The following is a 24,931-nucleotide window of genomic DNA, read 5'->3' on the forward strand; positions in this document are numbered from 1 at the left end:
GAAAGGATATAACGTGTAATGAAAGGGGCTGAGAAAATCGGTAAATACTTCGGTCCTCATTTTCCTAACTGGGTGAAATAAACCACGAATCTATAGATGGTGATTAGTTTTTCTTATTGCACTGAACTTTTTTAAAAAAAGTAATACACTTGTCTAATCTCCTCTGTCCACTTTTACATAGATTATAAAGTGAAATTTATAAGAGGGAGGAATAGATTGGACATGATGCATTCAAAAAACGTCAATAATGATATAAACGTAAAGAGCGAAAAATTAAAAGACCTAAAAGTAAGTATTATAATGCCTTCCTACAATAAATACGATTATGTTTCCCTTTCGCTGTATTGTTTGAACAGGCAAACCTTTAGTCCTGCTAATTATGAAGTAATTTTAGTAGATGATTGTTCGACGGATAATACACACTTAATTCCAGAGGAATTCAATCCTTTATTTAAGAAGTTTAAGTATATACGCCCAAAAAAAAATATCGGAAGATCTAAAGCACGTAACCTTGGTTTAAGGTATGCAGAAGGAGATATCATCATTTTTCTGGATGCTGAAATGCTTACAGAACCCGACTTTGTTGAAAATCACTTTAGGCATCATCAGAACGAGGAAAATTTAGTTGTTTGTGGAGCAATGCACTATCGGGGAATATACACGTTTCTAACATCTAAATATAATCAAAATCAATGGAGTCATATAAATTCCTTTGTAGGCAACGATTCTTTCTTTAAATTTTCGTATAATAATTATATCCAAAATCATCCTGGCTCGGATAGCCTTTATCCACTTATTACCAATAAAAACATCGACGATTATAGCTATAAAAGACTTTCATTTCCGAACTGGTATTTTACTAACATGCTAAACATGGGTTTACGTGATTTTGGTTCAGACCTAAGGAATTATACACTTCCCTATATTGCGTTTTTAACAGGGAATGTTTCGGTGCATCGAAAGCAATTGGAAAAAACGGGATATTTTGATGAGTCCTTCCAAGGATATGGTGCAGAGGACTGGGAGTTGGGTTACCGATTGTATAAAGAAAGTGCACGCTTTATCCTGGACCCTAAATGTTTTTCTTATCACCAGGAACATCCCGTTTCCCCAAGCAATTTCCCGGAAGCAATGGGCAACTTATACAAATTTATGAAAAAACATCCTCATTTTGATGTATTGTCTCTTGCCCTTGAACATAAGCCAGGACTTACTTTTACGCAAATCCACTATGTAGTTAGCCAATATAATGAACTTTCTAACCTTTACCCTGATGATTTAAAAGAATTCAAACAAACACTATGCGATATGTTGTTAAACCTAGTAGAAAAATTGAAGAACAACAAACCTGTAGAAAATTTGCATGATACAGATAATCATAAAGCCAAAATTCTTATACAACAACTTAAGTCCGTGAGAGATAATCAGTTGTATGTTCTTGCGGATACCTTTGAGGAATTGTTTAAACTATAGTAGGAAGATCTTAAATGTTTGAAACACCTTAAAGAAATGTAATTTAAAAAGAAAATATTGTATGTGGTAGTGCTAATTATATTCTCATGTCTTTCACCAATGTTTACAGTAGGCTTTACTAAAAAAGGTTCTTTATACTTGGACACATCTTTAACGGGGTAATAAATAAAAGTTTGTGAAATGTTGTACTTAAAGTAACGGGTGCGATTCTTCAAATAGGAGGTCGCCTTTTTTCCTTTTTCAAAGAAAGATTGTGAGATGATGTACTTAAACAATCTGGCTGATTAGTTGAAGAAGGAGCACTTTTAAAAAACCAATACGCAATAAAAATAGTGCTTCACAACAGTGACAGCACCTAAATTACACACTAATCCCAGATACGGATTCTTGGAACACCTGCGGTTCTTAAATAATCTAATAACTGACCAGTATGAACAGATTCGTGATACGCAATGCGTAGGAGCATATCCCCCAGGTCTCTTATGTATCCTGAATCAGAACGGTCAATCTTAATATTAGTTAAGTCTTCTTCAGAAAATGATCTGATTGTATTTATGAATTGATTACGATAGGGTTCGGCAAATTCCAATTCAGAATTTACAGAAGTGAAAGGTCTGTTTTCAAAAGGCGAATTAAAAACGGATAAACTTCCTTGATTAATAAGTGCCAGGTGATAATAATATTCGCTTTCCAGTACGTGCCGGACCATTTCTAGACAATGCATTGCTTCATTATCTGGCTTCCAACCTAGTTTTTCTTCAGGAATAGACTTCCAGACTTTGATACTTCTTCTTCTAACTTCATTTAAGTTTAAAATAATTAATTCTATTGAATTCATAAAAGTACCTCCTTTGATAAGCATATTATAATTATACACGAATAAATGTTCGTGCCAATCTGAAGGAGGAATATTTTACAATATTTAGTTGTACTTTATACGAACGGTGCAAGAGAAGCTGGTGCGGAGATTTAAAGGATTGTTTCATTGTTGTTGAACTAAAGGAGCAGGTTAGTTAAAGAATAGTTGCTTTTTATTATTTTATATCGTATTATAAGATATATTCTTAAGATGCGATATAATGAGGTGTAATATGGTAAATGAAATTGAACAGTTGAATCAACTTTGGACGGATATTTATTATCAATTACGTTATAACCACCAAGAAAAAATTACTCACCAAGCGATAAGGATCCTACAAGTGATCCAAAAAGAGGACGAAGTAGGAATAGGAATAAAAGAAATTGCTGAAGCGATTCAGGTGTCTCATAACACGGCTTCAGAACATATTAAACGCTTATTGGAAAAAAATTATGTATTTAAAACTCGCAGCATCGAGGATGAGCGAAAGGTCATTTTAAGGCTTACCGATTTGGGAAGCAATGTATTGCACCATCATTCCAGTCTCGATGAAGAAAAACTTAAGCAAGTTTTATTAGAAAAAATGAGCGAAGAAGAAAGGATACTCATCTTAGAGGCATTTACATTATTAAAGGAGAGAGCAGAAGATGTTCGCAATCGTTAAAATCCTTATTTCAGCTATTATCATTGGCGTTATTACAGAAATTTCACGAAGATACCCTCAACAAGGTGGAATAATTGCTGCTTTACCTATCGTTAGCGTTTTAAGTATTTTTTGGCTATATGTACAGGGTGAACATATGGACAAATTAAGCAAGTTTGCTATGGGTGTAGTTTGGGGGATTCCTGGTACTGTTGTAATGTTGTTAATTATAGGAATAGCACTGAAACATTCCGTTCATTTAATTGCTTCATTAGGTCTGGGAATCACTGGTTGGCTAATCCTCTATTTTGCTCAAGACCTAATTGTGAAACATTTAATTAGCTAATTTTATAGGTGTGATTTTTTTAATAGCAAGGTCCCTTTTTTTATCCTGAATAAAGATTGTGAAATATTGGACTTAAACTATCGGGTGCTTATGTTAAAAATGAAATGGCTGCTGAGATCCCGTTTTCTATTCACCGCGGCAGATATATATAGTATGAGCTTTGACCGTATCCATCGTAAATAATTAAACAAAAACATCCACTTTTCAACTAATGAAGGCGTTTCTGTAATTTGCACCAAAACTTGTTAGGAATCAAAAAAATTTTTATAAGACCATTTCATTATTAGTTTTTATCTATTATACTTTATATATCAGGCTATGATACTTCTTCCTTCTACAACTTATCGAATAAAAAGCAGAGGTATCGCTTTCCTGATTATAATTATAAACAGAAATATCATTAGAAAAAATCAGGCTGTGAGATATCTCGATTACCTGATTTTTTTATTTTTTTTAAAATAATGAATTCTAGATTGGAAGCTGATGGAGATGGGCAAAAACAGTATCTTTGTGCGCAGAAAAGGGAAATTGATTGTGAATCAAGGACCTGAAAACGTATTATGTTTAGATGTGTTAGCCACAGCTTTAAAAAACATTGAAAAACTTGGCTTTACATTTTCAGAAAAGTTGATAAATACTGTTCGCACGATGAACGAAAAGGAGTTTTTCTATTTCTATAATACTCTTATCCTTGACCTCCAAGAAATGACTGGAGCAAATGGAAGTTTTCATCCGATGTATCCAAATTTTCCAACACAAGTGATGGATATGGATGAGGCTGAATTATATCTAAATGCTATTGTTCACTATTGCTCTGTTGCTGTAAAAGATTCCATTGGGGTTAATCTCCCGAACAATGGACTTCCAAAATATGAAAAAGTGATGCGTTCTCCCCTTATAGAAAGAACAGATCTTCGTATTTTAGACCTAGCGAAAGACGAAGATTTTATTTTAATGATTCAAAATTTAATCAGCGCAAAAACGTCGATTTCCGGAATAGATAAACAGGATGTTGCATGGGCAATCGAGCATATGGATGATATCACTTCCTTATTGCCTGACTCAATTCCATTAAAGGAAAATGTCGCATTTATAGGTGCTCAATTACTCCAATTGAAAAAAGTGGATGTAAATGTAATTTCCAGGTATTTCGAAACAGCAACAGACGTATTGCGTTTAGCTGTAGCACTCTCAGGAGGAGACGTAAGTTTAGCATCAAGCACCCGTTTCAAGAGCTTTAATCGTCCGGAACGCCGTTTGCTCATGTCTTTATTGGATTCGGTTAACCATCCTGAAGAAGACATGCTTCGTCACAAGGAGGCTTGGAAGCGCTTAGGTGAACGACTGCATCCGGGCGAATTCAAATCAAAATATTCTAAAGTTTACCAAGCCTTTAAGGCAGTCCGAGGAAATGTTCCACTCCAAACATTTGGAAGGAAATTGGAGCATTTATTAGAGCAGAAAGATGCTTTGGCAGCTATTATTCTTTTGAAGAAGCGACCTGGCGATTTCGCGAGAAGACTGGATCACATTATCCGCATTTCAGAAGAACCTCAACAAGTGGTTAAATCTTTTTCAGAAGTGGTAGGTTCTGTTTCAACGCGAGTTCTATTACAGGTTCACGCACACTTCAAAAACCGAAACAACGGCAGTGATATTCGTGTATTTTTCCCAAAAGGAAATGTTGGGAAAGCTATCAGCATTTCGAATGAGTTGATACACATTGAAGAAGAAATTTGCTGCTCAGTCGTTAGTACAATCGAAGAAGAGCTAGTGACACGCTTCAGCAAATTTCCTCCCTTGGGGAAAGTTTTTTTGGATAAAGAGCTACAGGATTATCTTGTTCCGTTTTCCCAAAGGAGCGCTTCAAGGTCAATTCACACCATTTCCCGTGGAAGCCAGCTAAAGATTCCGGAAGGTGATACGATACGTGCGTATGTCTGGTGGAGGAACATGGACGGAGACGATCCTTGGGAAACTAGAGTAGACCTTGATCTTTCAGTTACGATATTTGACGAGAAATGGAAGTTTATGGACCAGGTTTCGTATACCAATCTTCGTTCTAATGGGTTCTGTATGTTTCATTCCGGTGATATTACGGACGCTCCAAAAGGTGCTGCTGAATTTATCGATATGGATATACCGAGCATAGTGAAAAAAGGTGGACGATATGTGATTGTCAATGTTAACTGCTTTACTGGTCAAAGCTATGGCGAACTGCCAGAATGTTTTGCAGGCTGGATGATCCGAAAAGAACCACGTTCGGGAGAGATTTTTGAGCCGAAGACCGTGGTTGACAAGTTTGACATTACTGCAGATACACATATTTGCATTCCTGTTATTTTTGACCTCGCTAAACGTAAAGCTATCTGGGCGGATATTGCTTTGCGGAGAAATCCGAATTACGCGATTAATATTGAAGGAAATTTGATTGGGATTGCTGCAACCGGCAAAAGTTTGACTTCTCTTACAAAGCCAACGCTTTACGATTTGTTTATGCTACATGCGAACGCTCGGGGTACGCTTGTTGAAATACAAAAGGAAGCCGATACCATATTCTCAGTGAATGAAGGAATAACTCCTTTTGAAATCGATAAAATCATGGCTGAGTTTCTGGTTTAATTTAGACTGTGCTTAGTGCATAGTCTTTTTTTGTTTTAATTAAAATAGTTTTTATTTACACGAAGAAAAACATTCCCCGAGGTTCCTTGATATAAAGCGATGAATGCTTGTATGATTAATGCTTATAATGAGAGGGTTGGTTTAGGTGGCCCAGGCTCAGGTTTTGGTTTTGGACCAGGACTTGGTTTTGGAGCTCCAGGCTATCCGCACCCACACTACCCGTACTACCATCATCATTACCCGTACTACCATCATCATTACCCGTACTATCATCATCACTATCCATACCACCACCACTACCCTTATTAAAATGCTGCTACTAAATAAAAATACAAAAAAAGCCCTTAAGGGGCTTTTTGGGTGTCTAAAAGATTCATCAGCAAGATGTATGTTTAAGGGGAGGCTATTGAGATTTTGCTAAACTGTAATTAATATAGTGCTGCCTGTGGTGGGTGCGGTTGAGCTGGAAGATGTACTGGATATGGTGGGTGTGGATGTGGAATGCAGGTGCTATAATATGGAATCACAATTATCCTCCTTATTTTAATCCACCTTATGCAAAAGCCCAGACGTAGTGTTTTAATATAGAGTTGGAGTTGGTGGAGAACAATGGAAGTTAACAATATCTCTTAAAGCAACCGAATATTGATTCCATCTTCCGCCGAAAAACCTATAGCCATAAACTCTTTGATTCCCAACAGCCGTCAAAAAAAACCAGAAATTGTCTCCGTTTCTAAGCCACAGATACGTGAATCGATAAATACAATTTTGAAGACCCAAGGGACTTTGTGCATAGTGTGGCATTTGTCGTATATTTTCCATATTTCGAAGTTCACTCCTTATTGAAATTAGACTAATAACCAGTTTATGCTGAGGGTCAAAGCTGGATTGGATGAATGCCTAGTAGCCCACCTAACTACAAATATGAATGAAAAAGGATATATGAATGGATTAGGTATCTATTTTTATTGTGAACGGTATCTTTAACCAAAGTAAATTATGAATAGTTTATAAGCCATGGAGTTGTTCAACTACCATGAAAATTAACTTCTGTGACATCCGAAAAATGGCAATACTTAAATAGACGCAGCTCATTCATCTTTTTAAAAAAGGGGAGGAGCGTCTAATCGATGGTGTATATGTAGTTGATTAATGGATTAGGAGGCTTCTGTTATTGTAACCGTATAACCTAAGTTTTCTAGTCTTCGAACCGAATGCCGTACAATAGATACTTGTCTTTGCTTATCAAAATAATCTTCGCCTAAGTCAACGTACATTTCTTTTCGGGTTAGAAGGTAATATGCGATTCGCAACATCGCATGGGCGACTACAATTGCTGCCTTTTTCTTTCCCTTTCGTCCAGCTGTGCGTCTATACAGTGCACCGAGATAGTTTTTTGAACCTCTTACTGATTGAGCTGCTTCTGTTAATGCGGATCTTAAATACTTATTTCCCTTTTTTGATCTGCTAGATTTTCTTTTTCCTGCGCTTTCATTGTGTCCAGGGACCAAGGCTGCCCATGAACACAAATGTGCGGCAGTCGGGAATTGGTTTCCAACATCCGTACCAATTTCAGCTAAGATTTGTTCAGCCATTCTTGTGGCGATACCAGGAATGGAATCGAGTCGTTCTATATCTTCTTGATATGTGCTTACTCTTTGCGCTATCTCTTGGTCTAACATTTCAATTTGCTCAGTTAGAAAATCAATGTGAGTTAAAATCGTTTTTAACATTAAGCGTTGGTGTGGGTTTACATAGCCCTGAAGTGCCAATTCAAGTTCTTCTTTTTTCTTTTTCATTGTACGACGAGCGAAGTTTGCTAGTTTTTCAGGATCTTCTTCACCATCTGCGATTGCTCGAAGCATATCTTTCGATGAAACACCCATAATATCAGATACAACAGAACCTAGTTTAATGTTGGCTCCTTCTAAAACCTTTTGAATCCTATTATGTTGTCTGGCGCGTTCTTCAATGATACTCCGGCGATAGCGAACAAGTTCCCGCAGTTCTCGTTGATTCCGATCCGGAATGAAACTTGCTTTCAGTAGTCCATGACGAAGAAGTTGGGCTATCCATTCGGCATCTTTAACATCCGTTTTGCGTCCCGGAAGTGCCTTCATGTGTTGAGCATTTACAACTAAAAACTCTATTCCTTCGGACTCTAATAAATTAACAATAGGTTTCCAATAAACACTCGTACTTTCCATAGCTACGTGAGTACAATTATTCTCCTTAATCCAGTCCAATAACTTTAATAGAAAAACCGTTTTAGTAGAAAATGTTTGAATCTCCTTTCCTTGTGAAGTCATAATATAACCAGTGATATTGTCCTTATGGACATCTAATCCACATGCTCTTTCAATGATAACATCCACTGAAATCTTCCTTTCTAGGCTTGAAAATTGGAGGCTGGTGCAACAATCAGAATTAGGATTAATCTACCATGAGTGCTTCCCGAAAGGGAGCGACAGTTTGTGGTGCACCGTGGTCGTTGGAGTCAGACTAACGGATGGGCTCTAAGGCACCATAGTTGATCGACCTTCCTCTCCCAGCCATAGAAGCAGTATGGACGGATTCAATACATTTTCATTCTTTGTGGTGAAGAGCTGATTTTTAGCGATTCATGGATGGCTAACGGGTGCTTATGTTAAAGATAGGGTTACTGAGGTAGCCCTTTTTCTTATTCGACTAACTGGCAGGTTAGCTCAATATGAATCCATTCAAAATAAAAAAAGACGGTTATCCGTCTTCCTGTTTAACTCCAAGGGGAGTTTGACTCTTTCTTCCTTTAATGAAATGAGAAATACCAGTTCCTAAGTAATAAAGAAAGAAATATCCAAAAAGAATGAGAGTAGGTATTGCGTTAGGAAGTATTGGTATAAGGATAATACCTATAACAAGAAAAATACATGAAACAATAAAATTAAATTTATATTTCGGTATTCTTTTCATAAAATCACCTCTAACCTTATTTTACCATTATTTTCGAGATATGTGATAATGGAAACTGTTTGTGAAGTGATGTAGTTAAACTATCGGTTGCAAGAGTTAAAGATTGGGATGGCAGCGGCGATCCCTTTCTTATTTGACTAACGAAGCAGGAAACTTAAAGAAGGTGCAATTAACATTAATGGAGAAATACACATAGTATTGTTAGGAGGGGGTTTATGGATTTAAGCATACATAGTGATTTTTCTAAAGTGAATCTTGATGAAATGAAGGGAATTTATTCATCTGTCGGTTGGACAAAGCATACAAAAGAGATTATCAAGCAAGTTTTCGAAGCAAGTAATGTCATAGCATTGGTTACAGTAAATGGTAGAATTATTGGATTTGGTAGGGCGATGACAGATGGTGTTTTTAATGCTGCAATTTATGACGTTATTGTACATCCAGAATTTCAAAAACAAGGGATAGCTAGACAAATTATGGAGTATCTACTGGATAAGCTAAGTAATGTATCGTGCGTTCATTTAATTTCTACCTTTGGAAATGAGGACTTTTATAAGAAACTTGGATTAAAGAGAATTAAAACAGGAATGGCAAGGTACTTAAACCCTAATCTAGCTAGTGAGTATTTAGAATAACCATTTTCTTGTTGTACTAACGAAGCAGGTTAGTGGAAGAGGAAAAGGACGGTAGAGGGAATATCTAGGTCCTTTTCTTGACTTGTCATTTTATGGTGCTCCAGGAGCATAGTAGTATGGAGGCACTTTAAGCCATCCCCGTTTTTTCACAAGTTCTTTTAGGGTTGCTCCAAACGTCATATATTCCTGTAAATATTCAAGCCATATCAAGGTAACATCATTGCGTACGGATTGAATGATTGCATTTGCACAATAGGAAATTAAAATAACGATTTTAATATTAAGGCTGTTTGCAAGTTCATCATCCGTCAACTTGGCACCCAATGGAACATCGCTTGGATTAGACTGTGGCTTTGACTCACATAATGGCGGAATGGGAACTCCCTCTGATAACATAAAGGCAATAATTCGTTCTTTCTGTGATTTGAACATCTCAACAGCTTCATGAAAAGCTTTTCTTAATTCGGGGTCTGTTGTACTGTTTATCCCAGCTTCGGAATGAACTTGTTCATCCGCTAATTCAGAAAGATAGGACCAGCAGGACATGACTTCCCCTACATGTAAGGGTGATTTGGGTTCATCATCAACAAATGATTGGATAACATTTTGAACAGCTTTCACGACATCTGGCATATTCTCACTTCACTTTTCTGTTTGTGGCAAGCCTGGAGGATAATACGGTGGTGGGACCTTGAGCCATCCCCGTTTTCGCATCAATGATTTAAATGTTGTTAAAAAAGTTATGTGTTCTTGCATAAATTCGGCCCACAACAGACTAACATCACTGCGGATGGATTGTGCTGCCGATTCCGAACAGTTTGTAATCGCCATCGATATTTTTTTCTTAAGGCTGTTTGCAAGCTCGTTATCTGTCAGCTTAACACCCAATGGAACACTATTCGGGTCAGATATTGGTTTCGATTCACTTAAAGGAGGTAATGGAATTCCTTCAGACCGCATAAATGCTGAAATCCGCTCTTTCTCCGATTTGAACATGTTCACGGCTTCTTGAAGGGCCTTTCTCAATTCAGGGTCCGTTGTACTGTTAATTCCTACTTCTGTCTGTACTTGTGTCTCACCGACTAACGCTAAAAATATCCAGCATCCCATAGCCTCGCCAATGTGAAGAGGTGTTTTATTCTCATCCTTGATAAAAGACTGAGCTACACTTTTCAAGGCTTGCAAAAGATCAGGCACATACTCCACCTTCCTCTCTTTTTTTAAACTTTTCCCTAAAGGGTAATTTCTAATGCACAGAAGATTTTTTTATTCAAAGTTGTGAATCGTATTTATATGAAAAACCGTATAAAAATGAGGGGGTGAAAGTCTTTAATGAAACGACAACTAGGATCCAAGAAGGCTCAATTACTAATTATTCTAGCAAAGTGTCCCCATCTTCAACGAACGGTTGCTTGAATTCAAAAGGGTTGCATTAAGTTAATGGAAAAGCAACCAAAGACAGTTAATGTATAATTATTTTGGTTGTTGAATAAATATTCATAATATGTTAATATAATAATAGTTTAAATTCTTCTGAGTTTAGACCTCCTAAAATGGACTTAGCCTAGACCACTAAGTTCAACTTTGACCTTTGATTTAATAAATCAAAGGTATTTTTTTGTTTGGATATTGTTGTAAATTGTCACTCTTTCTACATAATTCTTGATTTAAATTGAATTAGTTTTGTGAAATTTTGTACTTAAACTAACGAGTAGTTTAGTTGAAGAAGGAACAAAAGAAGGAGAATTTAAAGTCCTTGAAAGACACATGGTTAGACATATCGGAAGATAATCCCAATAGTCAATTTTTAATGACGGTCATGGGCGGAGTAAATCAATTAGAGCTTGATCTAATTAGAATGCGTCAACGTGAAGGAATTGATTTAGCAAAAAAGGAAGGGAAATACCGTGGATAAGTCAAAAAGTATCACCATAAGCAAGCCGGGATTAACTATAATTAAATTGGATATATATATTAAAATAATAGTGAAGAGTATGAAGAAGTATACTTAAGGTTAATTCTCAACCAGTAATCATTATATTATTACCATGAAGACATCAAAGGGTACTTGCTGTTACAATTATTAATATAATTCTATTATTGAGAAACAGAGTAATATAGTTCAAAGATAAATTATCTTTCTTTTATCGAAAACGAATTTAAAGTAACCAAATAGGAAGTAGGTGTTCTAATGATGTATCGAATCGGAGTGGTTGGACCAAATTGGTCATTAGAACGAATTCTTGGAATAGCTAAAGAATTTGAGCAGGGAATGGAATTTGTAGCTTTCCCTTATGAAGAACCTGAGGAAACAAAAAAAATTGTAAAGGATTATGATAAAAAGATTCATGCATGGCTTTTTTCTGGCGAATTGCCATATGAGATCGCGAGAAATGTTTTAGGTTCTAAAGAAAATCTTTTGTATATCCCACATACGGAATCTAGTTTATACAAAAGTTTATTAAATATGATCCATTCACAGGAAAAATTGATCAAAAGATTGAGTATCGATACATTCTCTTATTCCAACTTAGTTGAAGAAGCAGTAGAACAGTTGTCTATGACATTTAATGAGATTTACGTGAAAAAGTTTGAACCAGATGATATTAATATGGAGGAATTGTTACATTTTCACCTAGATTTATGGGAATCAAAAAAAATTGATGGAGCCATCACTTGTTTTCCAACAGTTTATAAGCACTTAAAAGAAGCTGGTTTACCAGTCGAATGGATGTCAACTAGCCGAAAGGAAATTCGCCAAACTCTGAGGATACTAACTGAGAAAATAAAGGGCTATTACTTTAAGGACACTCAAATTGGTGTGGAAATTATTGAGATCGAGCATTTTGAAAGTATTATGCAGAATGCAAAGAGTTCATATGATTTACAGTTTTTAGAGCTGCGTTTAAAGGAGATACTCCTTAAATTCTGTGAACAATTAAATGGCTCTTTGATAGAAAAAGGATATGGTAAATATGTGATATTTAGTTCCCGTGGCGCGATTGAACGAGAAATTCCTATGTTAGAACATACATTAGAGCAGTTGTCGCTAGAATCGGAATCGACGGTTGTTGTAGGAATCGGATATGGAGAGACAGTCTTTTCTGCAGAAATAAACGCGCAGGTGTCAATTAGGCAATCAAAGGAAATGCCTGAACGGAAGATACTTATTGTCGACAATGGAATGATTATCGAGTCCATTGGGAAAAAAGAAGAGATAACCTACTCCTTTCGTACGGAGGATAAAGATTTTTTACAGAAACTGAAAAAGGGTAATATCAGCGTTAAAACTTTTCACAAAATTGATGCTCTAATCAGGAAAATGAATTGGAACGTTTTTAGTACAAAGGATTTGGCAGTAAACCTTCATATGACAGAACGAAATGCAAGACGTATTGTAACAGATTTGTGTGAAGTTGATCTAATTGAGTATATTGGAGAAGAATCTTCTTCTTTACGTGGAAGACCTAGTAAATTATATCGTTTAAAATAAACATCCATATTTGGGTGTTTATTTTTTTGTTTTTAGAAAATTCATATAAATAGTTGAAGAAAACGATTTCATCGTTTAAAATTCATTTAAAGAGCATTTAAGGAATATTTACCTTAAATAATCCTTAAATGAATTTTTGCACAGATGTATGAATGTTATGAAAATTTATCCTTTGATGACTAAGGGAGGGAAGGTATATTGGATTAGATTTCTTTGTGATGTGATTTTTTTTGGTACACCTATTACGGATTAATGATAGCAAGTATCTGGATGATGACTTTAGGTGCATTCTTAACTTTCGTGATTCCGAAGTTTGCGGACAATGCAGTCTGAAAGGTAAGTTAATGTTTTAAGAAAATGAAAGTAGGTGTTGTTTATGGATGCTTTTCTGTCAGATTTTCTCACAACTTCAATCCAAAAACATTACAGTGAAATGGTTACTTTAAGTGACGATTTAGCTGCAAATCCAGAGGTGTCAGGGGAAGAATTCGAAAGCAGCAAGAGAATCGTTAATATTTTAGAAAGAGCTGGCTTCGACGTTCAATATCCTTTCTGTGGTTACGAAACTGCTTTTTGTGCTGAGTTAAAAAATGGTGAAGGACCTTCTGTTGCTATATTAGTAGAGTACGATGCACTTCCGGGCATAGGACATGCCTGTGGTCATAACTTACATGGTTCTATGTCTGTTTTAGCGGGGCTTGCCCTTCACGAGTTGAAAAGTTATTTTAAAGGAAATCTTTACGTAATCGGAACTCCAGCAGAGGAAACATTTGGGGCAAAAATCGGAATGGCTAGAAACGGTGTATTTGATAAAATGGATTTTGCCATCATGTTGCATAGTTACATGGGCGGAATAAATGAACCTAATGCAAAGTTCCTTGCGCTAAAAAACTTTCAATTCAAATTTTTCGGACAGACTGCTCATGCGTCTGCATGCCCATGGGAGGGGAGAAATGCTTTAACTGCCGCAAGAAAATTTGTTGATTTGATTGATGCAAGAAGACAAACCCTTACAAAAGACGTAAATATCAATCAAATTTTTACAGATGGTGGTAAAGCATATAATGTAATTCCTGATACAGCTGAAGTGATAGTAGAATTTCGTGCTAACTCTTTTGCCTCCATAGAATCAGCGCAAAAAGCAATCTTAAATTGCGCAAAGGGAGCCGCTATCGCTTTCGATTGCGAATTCGAATGGAAACGGTCGTACGAAGACTTTGCAGACATGGTGAGTAATGCGGCGGCTGAGGAAGAAATGAAGAATATTATGGAATCTCTTGGTTTACGTGTGAATGACATTTCGGATCCATTAGGTTCATCAGACATCGGCAATGTTAGCTATTGTTGCCCAACATTACATCCGATGATTTCGATTACGGATGAACAGTGTGCCCTTCATACCACCGATTTCGCAAAAGCAACGACAATGCCAAAAGCTCATGAAAGTCTAAAAAACGGCGCGGAAATGATTAGTCGCATGGTTTTAAAAGTTTTTCTGGATGATGAATTTAGAGGAAATGTCCACAAGGACTTTGAGCAACAAATAGCAATTAAAAAGTGGAGTTAGGAGTGGATTTATAAATAATACTATTGAGGGGTGTTTTGATGAAAAAGAAATTTTTTTATGGTTGGATCGTTGTTTTTGCATGTACTGTCTTAACAGCGCTTGGAACTGGAGTTGTCTCATCCCTAGCAGTTTTTTTGTCACCAATGGTCAAAGCTAAAGGTTATTCCATAGCCGGTGTTTCTTCTTTAATATCACTCTATTTCATCGGTACCATTGTTGGTAATATTTTATTAGCCAAATTACTTAGCAAAGCAAACTTAAAGATTGCTGTTCTGACCGCTGGTATAATACAAGGTATATTGATTATCACAATGAGCAAAATTGATTCCTTGAGCATATTGACGTTTATTACTTTCCTAATTGGTTTTATTATAGTTTCAGTTTCTGTATTACCTGTTCCAATCATTATCACAAACTGGTTTAAGGCAAAACGAGGAACAGCAATGGGTATCGCTATGGCTGGTGTTGGACTTGGAGCAGCCATTTTCGCACCAAGTTTGAACTTAGTCATTTCGAGCTCAGGTTACAAATCAGCTTTTGTTGTTTGGGGTGTAGCCGTTATTATCCTTGCCTTAATTTGCGGAACCCTTATTTATACTCGCCCTGAAGATAAGAATTTAAAAGCTTATGGGTTAAACGAAGGCGACCATGAAGTACCAGCTGAAAAATCTTTAGAGGTTCAACCAAATTCAAGCGATGGAATTTCTTTGAGTCAATCATTCAAAACTTCTGCGTTTTGGCTTGTTATTGTATTTGTAATTGGAACATCAATTCCGCAAATGATTGACGTCGTTCAAACTCCATCCTATTTGACTGATATCGGTGTTAGCGACGTTCGGCTCAGTCAGATTCTTTTTGCATTTGGTATCTGTTCAATGCTTGGGAAAATGACTATTGGTTATTTGTTTGATAAGTTTGGACTATCGAAAGGTTGTATGGCTGGTTTTACGTTAGGTGCCATCACACTCGTTTCGTTGGTGCTTCTTGGAAAATCTTTAGGGCTTGTATACCTTTATATCCTATTTGGTGGTGCTGGTTTGAACTTTAACTTTGTAGCATTGCCAATCTTTACTTCCCAATTTTTTGGGACAAAGCACTATGCTACTATCTATTCAGGTTTATATGCGTTTTTTATGTTTTTGTCATCTATTCTTGGAACGGTCTCTGGGGTTTTAGTTGAAAAGTTTGGTTATTCATCTTCTTACTTAATCGGATTTATTTTCTTAGTCGTTTCTATTTTTACATGTATTTCATTACTCAAAGTAAAAAAGCCATGGCGTGAAGCTAACAAGAATGAAATTATTCATACAGCAAGAAATATAAATTAAATGTTTTAAAATCCACCCCTTCCATAATTGAGTAAAGTATGAACATACTTACACAACTAATTAATCCGCTCTCAGAACTACGAGAGCGGTTTAATTTTAAAACAGCTTAATGAGGGCTTTTGTGCTCTATTTACATTTTTTTACACCTGAATGGCGCTTTTTGGACTTATCTCGTACTTACCCCTATATGGGCAGTATTCTTGTAAAAAATGAAGTTTAAAAAATACAAGTTTGTGAAGAAATGTACTTAAACTATAGGGTAGCATTAGTTGAAATAACAGGATTGACTGCATAGTCGATAGTTTAATTGCGTTAAAGTGGCAGTTTAGCTAATTATGAACAGAAATTAATTAATTAATATGAGTAATAAAATTTGAGTATTTAGAATCAATATATATTAGTTGAGTGCAAAAAAATAATCAATACTCATGGGGGATAAGTGAATGCGTCGAACGATTTCTAAATCAGGATTGTCTCAGACATTCGGTATCGCATCGATTGTTTTACCTATGGTCGTGGATCAGATCCTCGTTTTTATTGTAGGCGAATCACTTTTTTATTACTTTTTTGTTGTCGCAAGCTTTGGTCTCATTCTTGCCATCGTGGGTCTAACTCTCTCAAGACTCAGTATGAAAAAGTTAGACAACCAAACTGAAACTGTTCAAGCTATCGTTTTTGCAAAGACAGGGAAAATTTGTAGTATTATCGGACTGTGTAACAATTTATTTGCGGTGATTCAAATCGTCTACACCCTCACAATATATACATCATAATTCAATTCCTTCTTCAACTAAAGGGAGCGATTGTTCAATAAGAACAGTCGCTTCTTATGCTAACTGGCAGTATAGTGCAATAAGCATTATGCTATGTATATCAGGAGGTCGATAATAATGCCTGTTCATGAATTTGGAATAATTGATAATACTGAAAATGTGAAAAAAATTTTTGGTTATGAACCACAAAAATATAATTGTATTACTGTTGATGATGAAATTATTACTCACTTAAATGTGGATTTATCTATTATGAGAACATACTTTCATTTGCTTGAACGTCCAGAGTTCGGGTTAGCTTACTTGGGAATTACAGTTATTCCACCTGAATCTTTGTCAATGTTTTATGATGTGATTACATCTGCAACAATATATAAAAATTCTGCTGAACTTAATCAGTTAGCTTCCCAAATAATAAAGGCTAAAGAAGAAAATAAATACATGATACACTTTGGAATATAATCCCTTTTGTAAAGAAATGTATTTAAGCTAACTGGGTGCTTATGTTAAGTAAAGGCGTTGGTATGGCTGCTCTTTTTTTATTATGTTAAAGGAACAGCTTTATCAAGCGAAAACATATTTTTAATGAGGGATAATTATGAATACCAATGAATTAAGGGTATGGGCTGAAAAACATGAAGTAGAAAAGAAAACAATTGATTGTTTTTGGGAGGCTATCAACTCTTATGAGGAACAAGAAGATGAACCTTTCTTTGAAGCTGATATTGATAAAAGCCAATTGGTGCTAAATCTAAATGGTGTTGGTCTTTTCATCGATGCATGGAATAAGGACTCCTATTCTCAATATGGTTTTGACTATGTTATTTCTTATTTGAAAGTCATTTATAACGAAGAGCATTTAGGTGATTACAAGTTGTTTTTTAAACTGGATGGGGAAATTTTTGATGATAGTTTTTCACCACTTTAAGGTTTCATGTTCAACTACCATGAAAATTAACTTCTGTAATTCAAAGAAAAAGGCAATACTGAAGAGGACGCAGCTCATTAGTTTTTTTAAAAGGGGAGAGCGCCAATTTCATTGATCTATGGTAATAAAGTGAACTGGATTAAGAAGCTTTAGGTTCTTCATCGTAACAGTGTATCCTAAACTTTCGAGTCGTCTCAGAGAATGCCGAACAATTGATTGTTGTCTCTGCTTGTCAAAGTAGTCTTCGCCTAAGTCTACATACATTTCTTTTCTGGTTAAGAGATAATAAGAGATACGTAACATTGCGTGAGCGACTACAATACCAGCACGCTTCTTGCCTTTTCGTGATGCTTTACGCCTATACAGTGCTCCGAGATAGTTTTTGGATCCTCTTACTGAATGAGCTGCTTCGGTTAACGCCGATCTTAAATACTTATTTCCTTTTTTAGTTTTGGCTGATTTTCTTTTTCCCGCACTTTCGTTTTGACCAGGCACTAATCCTGCCCAAGAACACATATGAGCTGCAGTAGGGAATTGTTTTTTTACATCAGTCCCTATTTCAGAAAGGATTTGCTCAGCCATTCTGGTCGCTATACCAGGAATAGAATCCAGGCGTGCTACATCTTCTTGATGAGAACTGACTCTTTCTGCAACTTCCTTATCAAGCATTTCGATTTGCTCAGTCAGAAAATCAATATGAACTAAAATGGTTTTTAACATGAGGCGTTGATGTGAATTGATATAGCCTCTTAGGGCGAGTTCCAGCTCTTCTTTCTTCTTTTTCATAGTGCGTCGTGCAAAGTTTGCTAGTTTTTCAGGATCCTCCTCACCATCGGCTATGGCATCAGCATATCCCGAGCCGAAACACCCAGAACGTCGGAAACAACAGATCCCAATTTAATGTTCGCACCTTCTAAAACCTTCTGGATTCTGTTATGTTGCCTGGCTCGATCTTCGATAATACTTCGGCGATAGCGAACTAGCTCACGAAGTTCACGTTGATTTCGATCTGGAATATAACTTGATTTGAGTTGTCCGTGGCGAAGAAGCTTGGCAATCCATTCTGCATCTTTCACATCTGTTTTGCGTCCTGGAACTGCCTTCATATGTTGGGCATTCACAACTAAAAACTTAATATCCTCAGCTTCAAGTAAATTCACAATCGGCTTCCAATAAACACTTGTGCTCTCCATTGCGACATGGGTACAACTATGTTGTTTAATCCAGTCAACCAACTGTTATAGAAATACAGTTTTAGTAGAGAACGTTTGAATCTCCTTTCCTTCAGGTGTCACGATACATGCAGTAATATTGTCCTTATGGACATCCATACCACATGCTCTTTCAATGACAACATCCATTGAAAACATCCTTTCTACGGCAATCGTTATGATTAGAGGCTGGTGCATCAACCAGAATAGGATTAATCTACCATGTGTGCTTCCCGTAAGGGAGCGACAGTCAGTGGTGCACCGTGGTCGTTGGAGTCAGACTAACGGATGGGCTCTAACGCACCATAGTTCATCGACCTTCCTTTCCCAGCCGTAGAATCAGTATTGACGGATTCAAACAATTTTCATTCTCTGTGGTGAAGCGCTGATTTTTGCGCTTCATGGATGGCTAACGGGTGCGATTCTTCAAATTGGAGGTCGCCTTTTTTCTTTTTTCAAAGAAAGATTGTGAGATGATGTACTTAAACAATCTGGCTGTTTAGTTGAAGAAGGAGCACTTTTAAAAAACCTATACGCAATAAAAATAGTGCTTCACAACAGTGAAAGCACCTAAATTACACACTAATCCCAGATACGGATTCTTGGAACACCTGCGGTTCTTAAATAATCTAATAACTGACCAGTATGAACAGATTCGTGATACGCAATGCGTAGGAGCATATCCCCCAGGTGTCTTATGTATCCTGCATCAGAACGGTCAATCTTAATATTAGTTAAGTCTTCTTCAGAAAATGATCTGATTGTATTTATGAATTGATTACGATAGGGTTCGGCAAATTCCAATTCAGAATTTACAGAAGTGAAAGGTCTGTTTTCAAAAGGCGAATTAAAAACGGATAAACTTCCTTGATTTTTAAGTGCCAGGTGATAATAATGTTCGCTTTCCAGTACGTGCCTGACCATTTCTAGACAATTCATTGCTTCATTATCTGGCTTCCAACTTAGTTTTTCTTCAGGAATAGATCTCCAGACTTTTATGCTTCTTCTTCTTACTTCAATTAAGTTTAAAATAATTAATTCAATTGAATTCATAAAAGTACCTCCTTTGATAAGCATATTTTAATTATACACGAATGAACGTTCGTGCCAATCTGAATTAAGAATATTATTACAATATTTAGTTGTACTTTATACGAACGGAGCAAGAGAATGAGGTGCTGCGATTTAAAGGATGTTTCATAGTTGTTGAACTAACGGGCAGGTTAGTGGAAGAAGGAATTCATTAAAGGTTCTTTAGATTATCAAGTGTAGATATGTGATTGAGAATATTAAGCAGCTGGTATAAGTCCTACCTCGAAGATTGAGAAAGGGATTTTTTATTTCGTCTAAATTTGTATATTTTTCCTTTAGTGGAAGGAAACTGAAATATAAAAATTGGAACTAACAGTAAAAACGAACATAAATCATTGGGTTTTAGGATGGATTAGTGAGAAATGGAAAAAGAAAAAATTAGTTCCGGTCAATTATTCGTTTTGATTTTTTTGTTTGAAATGGGTACTGCACTTGTACTTCCAATCGGATTTGCTTCTGATAAAGATGTCTGGCTTTCAGTAATACTAGCCTCTGTTGGGGGAATCGTTTTATTTATACTGTATGATTACCTATTTCGTGAGTATCCAAATCTTCTTTTAAGTGGGTATGCTCGAAAGATCCTTGGAAGAAATTTAGGCTGGATAGTTAGCTTTGTATATGCAACGCTTTTCATTTATCTCTCTTCTAGAGATTTAAGAGAAACTGGGGCATTACTAGTGTCTAGCGTATATAGCCAGACTCCACTGTTTATTATTGAAACGATGTTGATTATTGTAACAATTTATGCACTATACAAAGGTGTAGAAGTTTTAGCTAGAACAGCAGAGCTCTACTTTGTCGTTTTTATTTGTTTGGGTTTATTGGGGAGTATTTCAGTGTTATTATCCGGTATAGTTAACATCGGCAATTTCCAACCAATTCTTGAAAATGGATGGAAACCTGTCTTAAAGTCAGCTTATCCCAATATATTAATGTTTCCGTTCGGTGAAATCTTTTGTTTCTCAACCATTTTTCCTAATTTAAATCAAACTCAATCCGGAAGAAAAGTTGGAGTTGCAGCATTAACGCTCAGTACCTTAATATTAACCTTTACTCATGCCCTTGAAATATCCGTTCTTGGAGAAACTGGTTATAGGACTTCTGCTTTTCCTCTATTAAGAATGATACAAAATGCCCACATAGGAGAATTATTAGAACGTCTAGATATTTTCGCGATTATTGCACTGATTATTGGAGTATTTTTTAAAATATCTATTTATTGTTTAGCTGCGATTAATATTATATCGGACATATTTAATATTGAAAATAAACAAAAGTTAGCAGTTCCGATTGCCTTCATAGCTCTTTTAAGCTCCATAATAGAGGCAAGTAATATTTCAGAGCACTTTAAAGAAGGGGAATTGGTTATAAAGTTCCTCTTACCTATATTCTTTGTTGCGATTCCCGTTTTACTTGTTGTAGTTCACTGGATTCGGAAACGATTAAACCTTTTATAAAACTAATCCTGAAACGAGAAGGAGTGTCATATTTAGTTTTAAATTCACGTTTTGCGATAGGAAAAGGAACCAGTTCATGAACACGTGCTTCCTTTCCCTTTGTTTCCTACCACTACTTACGATTCCAGAAGATGATGAAGCATCCTTTTAGGGTCATTTAAAAACTGTTTCATGATCTGAAAATGATTGGTTTCTTCCAGTTTTTTCTCTTGGATGCCATCTTCACTCAATTCATAGATAAGTGAGTCTGGGTACGACATAATGATGGGTGAATGGGTGGCAATAATGAGTTGGGAGTGTTGATTCACTAAGTCATGGATTCTAGTAACCATGGACATTTGCCGTAAAGGAGAAAGAGCCGCTTCAGGTTCATCTAGAATATAGATTCCGTTCCCTCCAAAACGATGAATAAAGGTGGAGAAGAAGGCCTCTCCATGCGATTGTTCATGAAGAGATTGTCCGCCGAAAGAGCTGATGATTTTCGGACCTCCACCCCCCTGATCCAATTCCTCAATATTCGAAGCCACATTGTAAAAGCTTTCCGCACGTAAAAAGAAACCGTCTTTTGGCTTTTCAATCCCCTTAATCAACTTGAGATAATTTGTTAATTCAGAGTGGGAATCAAATGTAGAAAAGTTGAAATTAAAGGATCCTCCCTCGGGATTAAACCCTAATGAAACGGCGAACGCCTCCAATAAAGTAGATTTCCCCATTCCGTTCTCACCAATCAGGTAGGTAACCTTGGGATGAAAGGGAAGATGATTTAACGACCTAATACTAGGAAGATTAAATGGATAATGCGTAAATGCAGGTACTTCCTCTCGCTTTAAAGCTACACTTCTTAAATAAGGGGAATTTATCATCTTACCTCAACCTGCCTAACATTTTTATCATCATTCTATCATATATGCTGAACAACTCACGCAGAAATTGGTCTGGAAAAGTAATTCTGGATTTTTTGTTGGAATTGAATAGAACATTTGTTCTATAATAATCTTACATAATGATAAGAGGATGATTACTAATGGAGTTTAACTTGGAAGTGCATTTAATCATTGAAGGATCGGGGCTAGTTGCTAAAGGACGTTTTTCAGCTAGAAATAAAAGAGAAATGGCAACCGTTGCACACAAATACATACGAAGCATCATGCATGAAACAGGTTATCGGAGAACATACATTGAAAAAGTCATTGTTAATGGTATAGAAGAAATAACAGAGGAAGTAAGGGAAATAGAAAAGAGACCGATTCCACCGATGGATGATATTTTTTGGTGAGACCATTATATAAATCAGTTGGATTTGCACTATGTGAATGTTCCAAAGTAATAGATAGGCAAAAGTAATCGAATAATATCAATCAGAGGTTCCAAACAACTGCAGGAATGATTGTAGTATGAACCAACACTGTGAACGAAACTTATTTATATATAATAAAAGTGTATGAGGGTATATAAGGAGTGAATGTTATGGCAGCGGGCACACAGAACGGAAATATTTATGTCATCCAAGACGATCACCATTTATTGAAATTGGTCGAAACCGAATACGATTCTGAAGAAATTCTTCAAAACTTAATTGATAATTATCCTGATCTCCTTGCAGGTGAACAGATGAATAATAATAACCCAAGAAAGTGGATTCCAAGCGCAAGAGAATTTGCGATTCCTTCCTCCATAAATTCTTCCCAATGGAGAATTGATCATTTATTTATTGACCAAGACTGTATCCCAACGTTTATTGAGGTGAAGCGGAGTACGGATACAAGAAATTCGTAGGGAGGTCGTTGGCCAGATGCTGGACTATGCTGCCAATGCTACTAAGTACTGGCCGATAGAAACGATTATAAATGCTTTCAATGAAAAATACATAAAAGACGGGAAAGAGCCAGCACAAGTCATACATAATTTATTGGGGATTCGTGTTGATGACGAAAATGGACTAGAAGAATTTTGGTCTAAGGTGCAGGAAAATCTACAGGAAGGCATTATTAGGATGCTTTTTGTAGCTGATAAAATTCCTGATGAACTACGCAGGATCATTGAATTCCTAAATGAACAGATGACGAAATCGGAAGTATTAGGAATTGAGATTAAACAATACTGTAATTTGGAAAAGAATATCAAAACACTGGTACCGAGTGTGATCGGTATATCAACCAACCCTCAAAAAACCCAAATCAAACTACAATGGAATCTAGAACAATTTATGAATGAAATTGAAAATAAACTGGGACATGAAGGCAGAGAGGTTCATCAAGAAATTTTTCAAACGCTTTCTACTGGATCCTTCAGTACTTGGTATGGGAAAGGTCAAAAATGGGGATCGATTTTCTTTTTATACGATGGAGCTAACAGGCACAATATCATAAGCATGTGGACATACGGGTTGTTTGAAATTCAATTTCAGCATCTAAAAAATCATCCACCGTTCTCTTCTCTCGAAAAAAGAAGAGAGTTTCAATTGAAATTTAAAGAGTTATTGGCCGTAGAGATTCCTGACGAACATTTAAACTTACGACCTTCTTTTTCATGGGAAAAGGTAAGATCGAAAGAACAAAGAAATAACTTTTATCAGTTGATGGATTGGGCAGTAAATCAAATAAGAAATTATGAGGGAACAGATGTCGCCACAACGAGCATGGAATAATAAGCGAACAGTTGGCAATTACTTTTGATGATAGATATGTGGGCAGCATCTTTAGTCAACAGAATTTATGGTTATATTATAACAAACAAATCATGAGATATTTTAGGTGGAAAGTTTCTCCCTATATATCTTGGCCATGTGGAGGCAAAAGGAAGGCAAATTTAATAGGAGGTTTTAATAAATGAAGAAGTTATTAACTGTATGCTTAGTTGCTACAGGATTATTAACGGGATGCGATTTATCAGAAGAAGCTAAGGAAGAACCTAAAAAAGAAGTAGTTAAGGAAACACCTAAGAAAGAAGTCGTAAAGGAAGAACCTAAGGTTAAAGAAGCACCTATAATCAAGAAAGAACAGTATGATGTGGTTTGGGGTACATATGATAAAGAATGGGTATACTCTGACTCTTGGACAGGAGAAGGATTTGAAAGTTTTGATGTAGCGTTAAAAGTATTAGATGATTGTTCTAAAAAAACTGAGGAAGCAACTGAACAATGTGTTAAAGATTATTTAATGAAGCATTAAGGGAATGCCTTTTTTGGGTGGCAGTTCCTTGGTGCTGTAACGCATACTAGACTTGGGTCTGACCCCGATTTTTAAGATACAAGAATGGTAAACACTCTAACCAAAGAAATAGCCTAAAAAATCACCAAATCATCAAAAAAAGCCTCCAAAAATCAAATTTGGAGGCTTTTTTTGACGTTTAAGCACTAAAAATGCCCCCAAATGTGAAATTTGATCGTTCGCTTTACCTGGGTGATCTCGATATTGTAGAAGTACCGAAGTAAGGGCTTACACTGAAAACTCTTGCCAAGGACATGGTGAGGAAAGAGTGTCATAAAAAATTCATATTCTAGTGAAAATCCTATGACCTTTTTCTTCATTTCTTTCTATATGAAAGATGAAT

Annotated in this window: 23 protein-coding genes and 2 pseudogenes; 18 read left to right on the plus strand and 7 right to left on the minus strand. The window is 36.2% G+C overall.

Going from position 1 to position 24,931, the window contains the following annotated elements:
* Positions 1-222: 222 nt before the first annotated feature.
* Positions 223-1,473: a glycosyltransferase family 2 protein gene (locus AC4QJR_RS13150; protein ID WP_496526473.1), complete on the plus strand. Its 1,251-nt coding sequence runs from the start codon at positions 223-225 to the stop codon at positions 1,471-1,473.
* A gap of 367 nt (positions 1,474-1,840) precedes the next feature.
* Here the strand turns inward: AC4QJR_RS13150 and AC4QJR_RS13155 are convergent, their stop codons facing one another.
* The gene (locus AC4QJR_RS13155) at positions 1,841-2,311 is read right to left on the minus strand and encodes a DinB family protein (RefSeq protein WP_496526474.1); all 471 of its coding nucleotides are present in this window, start codon (positions 2,309-2,311) and stop codon (positions 1,841-1,843) included.
* 253 nt (positions 2,312-2,564) lie between these two features.
* Between AC4QJR_RS13155 and AC4QJR_RS13160 the strand changes: the two genes are divergently transcribed.
* From AC4QJR_RS13160 to AC4QJR_RS13175, 4 genes are all read left to right on the plus strand, one after another.
* Positions 2,565-2,996 carry a MarR family winged helix-turn-helix transcriptional regulator gene (locus tag AC4QJR_RS13160; protein ID WP_496526475.1) on the plus strand — a complete coding sequence of 144 codons (432 nt, stop codon included), beginning with the start codon at positions 2,565-2,567 and terminating at the stop codon, positions 2,994-2,996.
* A complete protein-coding gene (locus tag AC4QJR_RS13165; protein WP_496526476.1) occupies positions 2,980-3,321 on the plus strand; it encodes a DUF3147 family protein in 342 nt (113 codons plus the stop codon). The genes AC4QJR_RS13160 and AC4QJR_RS13165 overlap by 17 nt, the downstream gene beginning before the upstream one ends.
* A 489-nt stretch (positions 3,322-3,810) precedes the next feature.
* Positions 3,811-5,943: a TerD family protein gene (locus AC4QJR_RS13170; RefSeq protein WP_496526477.1), complete on the plus strand. Its 2,133-nt coding sequence runs from the start codon at positions 3,811-3,813 to the stop codon at positions 5,941-5,943.
* Between the two features lie 111 nt (positions 5,944-6,054).
* Positions 6,055-6,252, plus strand: a complete 198-nt coding sequence (locus tag AC4QJR_RS13175; RefSeq protein WP_496526478.1) for a hypothetical protein — start codon at positions 6,055-6,057, stop codon at positions 6,250-6,252.
* Positions 6,253-7,100: 848 nt separating this feature from the next.
* Here AC4QJR_RS13175 and AC4QJR_RS13180 read toward each other — a convergent pair.
* On the minus strand, positions 7,101-8,318 hold the full coding sequence (locus tag AC4QJR_RS13180) for an IS110 family RNA-guided transposase (protein ID WP_496526479.1): 1,218 nt from the start codon (positions 8,316-8,318) through the stop codon (positions 7,101-7,103).
* Positions 8,319-9,110: 792 nt separating this feature from the next.
* Between AC4QJR_RS13180 and AC4QJR_RS13185 the strand changes: the two genes are divergently transcribed.
* A complete protein-coding gene (locus tag AC4QJR_RS13185) occupies positions 9,111-9,530 on the plus strand; it encodes a GNAT family N-acetyltransferase (protein WP_496526480.1) in 420 nt (139 codons plus the stop codon).
* 90 nt (positions 9,531-9,620) lie between these two features.
* On the opposite strand, the gene AC4QJR_RS13190 is transcribed toward AC4QJR_RS13185, so the two are convergent.
* Both AC4QJR_RS13190 and AC4QJR_RS13195 read right to left on the minus strand, forming a co-directional pair.
* Positions 9,621-10,163 carry a DUF3231 family protein gene (locus tag AC4QJR_RS13190; protein WP_496526481.1) on the minus strand — a complete coding sequence of 181 codons (543 nt, stop codon included), beginning with the start codon at positions 10,161-10,163 and terminating at the stop codon, positions 9,621-9,623.
* A gap of 9 nt (positions 10,164-10,172) precedes the next feature.
* A complete protein-coding gene (locus AC4QJR_RS13195) occupies positions 10,173-10,727 on the minus strand; it encodes a DUF3231 family protein (RefSeq protein ID WP_496526482.1) in 555 nt (184 codons plus the stop codon).
* A 538-nt stretch (positions 10,728-11,265) separates the two neighbouring features.
* Between AC4QJR_RS13195 and AC4QJR_RS13200 the strand changes: the two are divergent.
* The 7 genes and pseudogenes from AC4QJR_RS13200 to AC4QJR_RS13230 all read left to right on the plus strand — a co-directional run.
* A pseudogene (locus AC4QJR_RS13200) lies at positions 11,266-11,442 on the plus strand (recombinase family protein); the annotation flags it as partial.
* 279 nt (positions 11,443-11,721) lie between these two features.
* Complete coding sequence (locus AC4QJR_RS13205) at positions 11,722-13,023, plus strand: hypothetical protein (protein ID WP_496526483.1); 1,302 nt, start codon at positions 11,722-11,724, stop codon at positions 13,021-13,023.
* Between the two features lie 376 nt (positions 13,024-13,399).
* Positions 13,400-14,590 carry an amidohydrolase gene (locus AC4QJR_RS13210; protein ID WP_496526484.1) on the plus strand — a complete coding sequence of 397 codons (1,191 nt, stop codon included), beginning with the start codon at positions 13,400-13,402 and terminating at the stop codon, positions 14,588-14,590.
* Between the two features lie 38 nt (positions 14,591-14,628).
* Positions 14,629-15,918 (plus strand): MFS transporter, encoded by a 1,290-nt coding sequence (locus AC4QJR_RS13215; RefSeq protein WP_496526485.1) that lies wholly within the window; start codon positions 14,629-14,631, stop codon positions 15,916-15,918.
* Positions 15,919-16,361: 443 nt separating this feature from the next.
* Positions 16,362-16,691, plus strand: coding sequence for a hypothetical protein (locus AC4QJR_RS13220; RefSeq protein WP_496526486.1), 330 nt, complete (start codon positions 16,362-16,364; stop codon positions 16,689-16,691).
* A gap of 111 nt (positions 16,692-16,802) precedes the next feature.
* A complete protein-coding gene (locus tag AC4QJR_RS13225; protein ID WP_496526676.1) occupies positions 16,803-17,153 on the plus strand; it encodes a short-chain dehydrogenase in 351 nt (116 codons plus the stop codon).
* 136 nt (positions 17,154-17,289) lie between these two features.
* Positions 17,290-17,619, plus strand: coding sequence for a hypothetical protein (locus AC4QJR_RS13230; protein WP_496526487.1), 330 nt, complete (start codon positions 17,290-17,292; stop codon positions 17,617-17,619).
* Between the two features lie 108 nt (positions 17,620-17,727).
* Here AC4QJR_RS13230 and AC4QJR_RS13235 read toward each other — a convergent pair.
* A pseudogene (locus tag AC4QJR_RS13235) lies at positions 17,728-18,980 on the minus strand (IS110 family RNA-guided transposase).
* A gap of 432 nt (positions 18,981-19,412) precedes the next feature.
* Complete coding sequence (locus AC4QJR_RS13240) at positions 19,413-19,883, minus strand: DinB family protein (protein ID WP_496526488.1); 471 nt, start codon at positions 19,881-19,883, stop codon at positions 19,413-19,415.
* A 401-nt stretch (positions 19,884-20,284) separates the two neighbouring features.
* Here AC4QJR_RS13240 and AC4QJR_RS13245 point away from each other — a divergent pair, with 401 nt between their 5' ends.
* Complete coding sequence (locus AC4QJR_RS13245; protein WP_496526489.1) at positions 20,285-21,379, plus strand: GerAB/ArcD/ProY family transporter; 1,095 nt, start codon at positions 20,285-20,287, stop codon at positions 21,377-21,379.
* 116 nt (positions 21,380-21,495) lie between these two features.
* On the opposite strand, the gene AC4QJR_RS13250 is transcribed toward AC4QJR_RS13245, so the two are convergent.
* Positions 21,496-22,242: an AAA family ATPase gene (locus AC4QJR_RS13250; protein WP_496526490.1), complete on the minus strand. Its 747-nt coding sequence runs from the start codon at positions 22,240-22,242 to the stop codon at positions 21,496-21,498.
* Between the two features lie 161 nt (positions 22,243-22,403).
* Between AC4QJR_RS13250 and AC4QJR_RS13255 the strand changes: the two genes are divergently transcribed.
* The 4 genes from AC4QJR_RS13255 to AC4QJR_RS13270 all read left to right on the plus strand — a co-directional run bounded on the left by AC4QJR_RS13255 (position 22,404) and on the right by AC4QJR_RS13270 (position 24,549).
* On the plus strand, positions 22,404-22,655 hold the full coding sequence (locus tag AC4QJR_RS13255) for a hypothetical protein (RefSeq protein ID WP_375377762.1): 252 nt from the start codon (positions 22,404-22,406) through the stop codon (positions 22,653-22,655).
* A gap of 191 nt (positions 22,656-22,846) precedes the next feature.
* Positions 22,847-23,155 carry a hypothetical protein gene (locus tag AC4QJR_RS13260; RefSeq protein ID WP_496526491.1) on the plus strand — a complete coding sequence of 103 codons (309 nt, stop codon included), beginning with the start codon at positions 22,847-22,849 and terminating at the stop codon, positions 23,153-23,155.
* Between the two features lie 16 nt (positions 23,156-23,171).
* Positions 23,172-24,026, plus strand: coding sequence for a hypothetical protein (locus tag AC4QJR_RS13265; RefSeq protein WP_496526492.1), 855 nt, complete (start codon positions 23,172-23,174; stop codon positions 24,024-24,026).
* A 181-nt stretch (positions 24,027-24,207) separates the two neighbouring features.
* Complete coding sequence (locus tag AC4QJR_RS13270) at positions 24,208-24,549, plus strand: hypothetical protein (RefSeq protein ID WP_496526493.1); 342 nt, start codon at positions 24,208-24,210, stop codon at positions 24,547-24,549.
* Positions 24,550-24,931 lie beyond the last annotated feature (382 nt).

It is taken from the genome of Neobacillus sp. BP17 (assembly GCF_059579525.1).

Coding starts and splice junctions, on each gene's coding strand:
- AC4QJR_RS13150 (WP_496526473.1), top strand. CDS start 223: ATGATGCATTCAAAAAACGTCAATAATGATATAAACGTAAAGAGCGAA.
- AC4QJR_RS13155 (WP_496526474.1), bottom strand. CDS start 2,311: ATGAATTCAATAGAATTAATTATTTTAAACTTAAATGAAGTTAGAAGA.
- AC4QJR_RS13160 (WP_496526475.1), top strand. CDS start 2,565: ATGGTAAATGAAATTGAACAGTTGAATCAACTTTGGACGGATATTTAT.
- AC4QJR_RS13165 (WP_496526476.1), top strand. CDS start 2,980: ATGTTCGCAATCGTTAAAATCCTTATTTCAGCTATTATCATTGGCGTT.
- AC4QJR_RS13170 (WP_496526477.1), top strand. CDS start 3,811: ATGGGCAAAAACAGTATCTTTGTGCGCAGAAAAGGGAAATTGATTGTG.
- AC4QJR_RS13175 (WP_496526478.1), top strand. CDS start 6,055: ATGATTAATGCTTATAATGAGAGGGTTGGTTTAGGTGGCCCAGGCTCA.
- AC4QJR_RS13185 (WP_496526480.1), top strand. CDS start 9,111: ATGGATTTAAGCATACATAGTGATTTTTCTAAAGTGAATCTTGATGAA.
- AC4QJR_RS13190 (WP_496526481.1), bottom strand. CDS start 10,163: ATGCCAGATGTCGTGAAAGCTGTTCAAAATGTTATCCAATCATTTGTT.
- AC4QJR_RS13205 (WP_496526483.1), top strand. CDS start 11,722: ATGATGTATCGAATCGGAGTGGTTGGACCAAATTGGTCATTAGAACGA.
- AC4QJR_RS13210 (WP_496526484.1), top strand. CDS start 13,400: ATGGATGCTTTTCTGTCAGATTTTCTCACAACTTCAATCCAAAAACAT.
- AC4QJR_RS13215 (WP_496526485.1), top strand. CDS start 14,629: ATGAAAAAGAAATTTTTTTATGGTTGGATCGTTGTTTTTGCATGTACT.
- AC4QJR_RS13220 (WP_496526486.1), top strand. CDS start 16,362: ATGCGTCGAACGATTTCTAAATCAGGATTGTCTCAGACATTCGGTATC.
- AC4QJR_RS13230 (WP_496526487.1), top strand. CDS start 17,290: ATGAATACCAATGAATTAAGGGTATGGGCTGAAAAACATGAAGTAGAA.
- AC4QJR_RS13240 (WP_496526488.1), bottom strand. CDS start 19,883: ATGAATTCAATTGAATTAATTATTTTAAACTTAATTGAAGTAAGAAGA.
- AC4QJR_RS13245 (WP_496526489.1), top strand. CDS start 20,285: ATGGAAAAAGAAAAAATTAGTTCCGGTCAATTATTCGTTTTGATTTTT.
- AC4QJR_RS13250 (WP_496526490.1), bottom strand. CDS start 22,242: ATGATAAATTCCCCTTATTTAAGAAGTGTAGCTTTAAAGCGAGAGGAA.
- AC4QJR_RS13255 (WP_375377762.1), top strand. CDS start 22,404: ATGGAGTTTAACTTGGAAGTGCATTTAATCATTGAAGGATCGGGGCTA.
- AC4QJR_RS13260 (WP_496526491.1), top strand. CDS start 22,847: ATGGCAGCGGGCACACAGAACGGAAATATTTATGTCATCCAAGACGAT.
- AC4QJR_RS13265 (WP_496526492.1), top strand. CDS start 23,172: ATGCTGGACTATGCTGCCAATGCTACTAAGTACTGGCCGATAGAAACG.
- AC4QJR_RS13270 (WP_496526493.1), top strand. CDS start 24,208: ATGAAGAAGTTATTAACTGTATGCTTAGTTGCTACAGGATTATTAACG.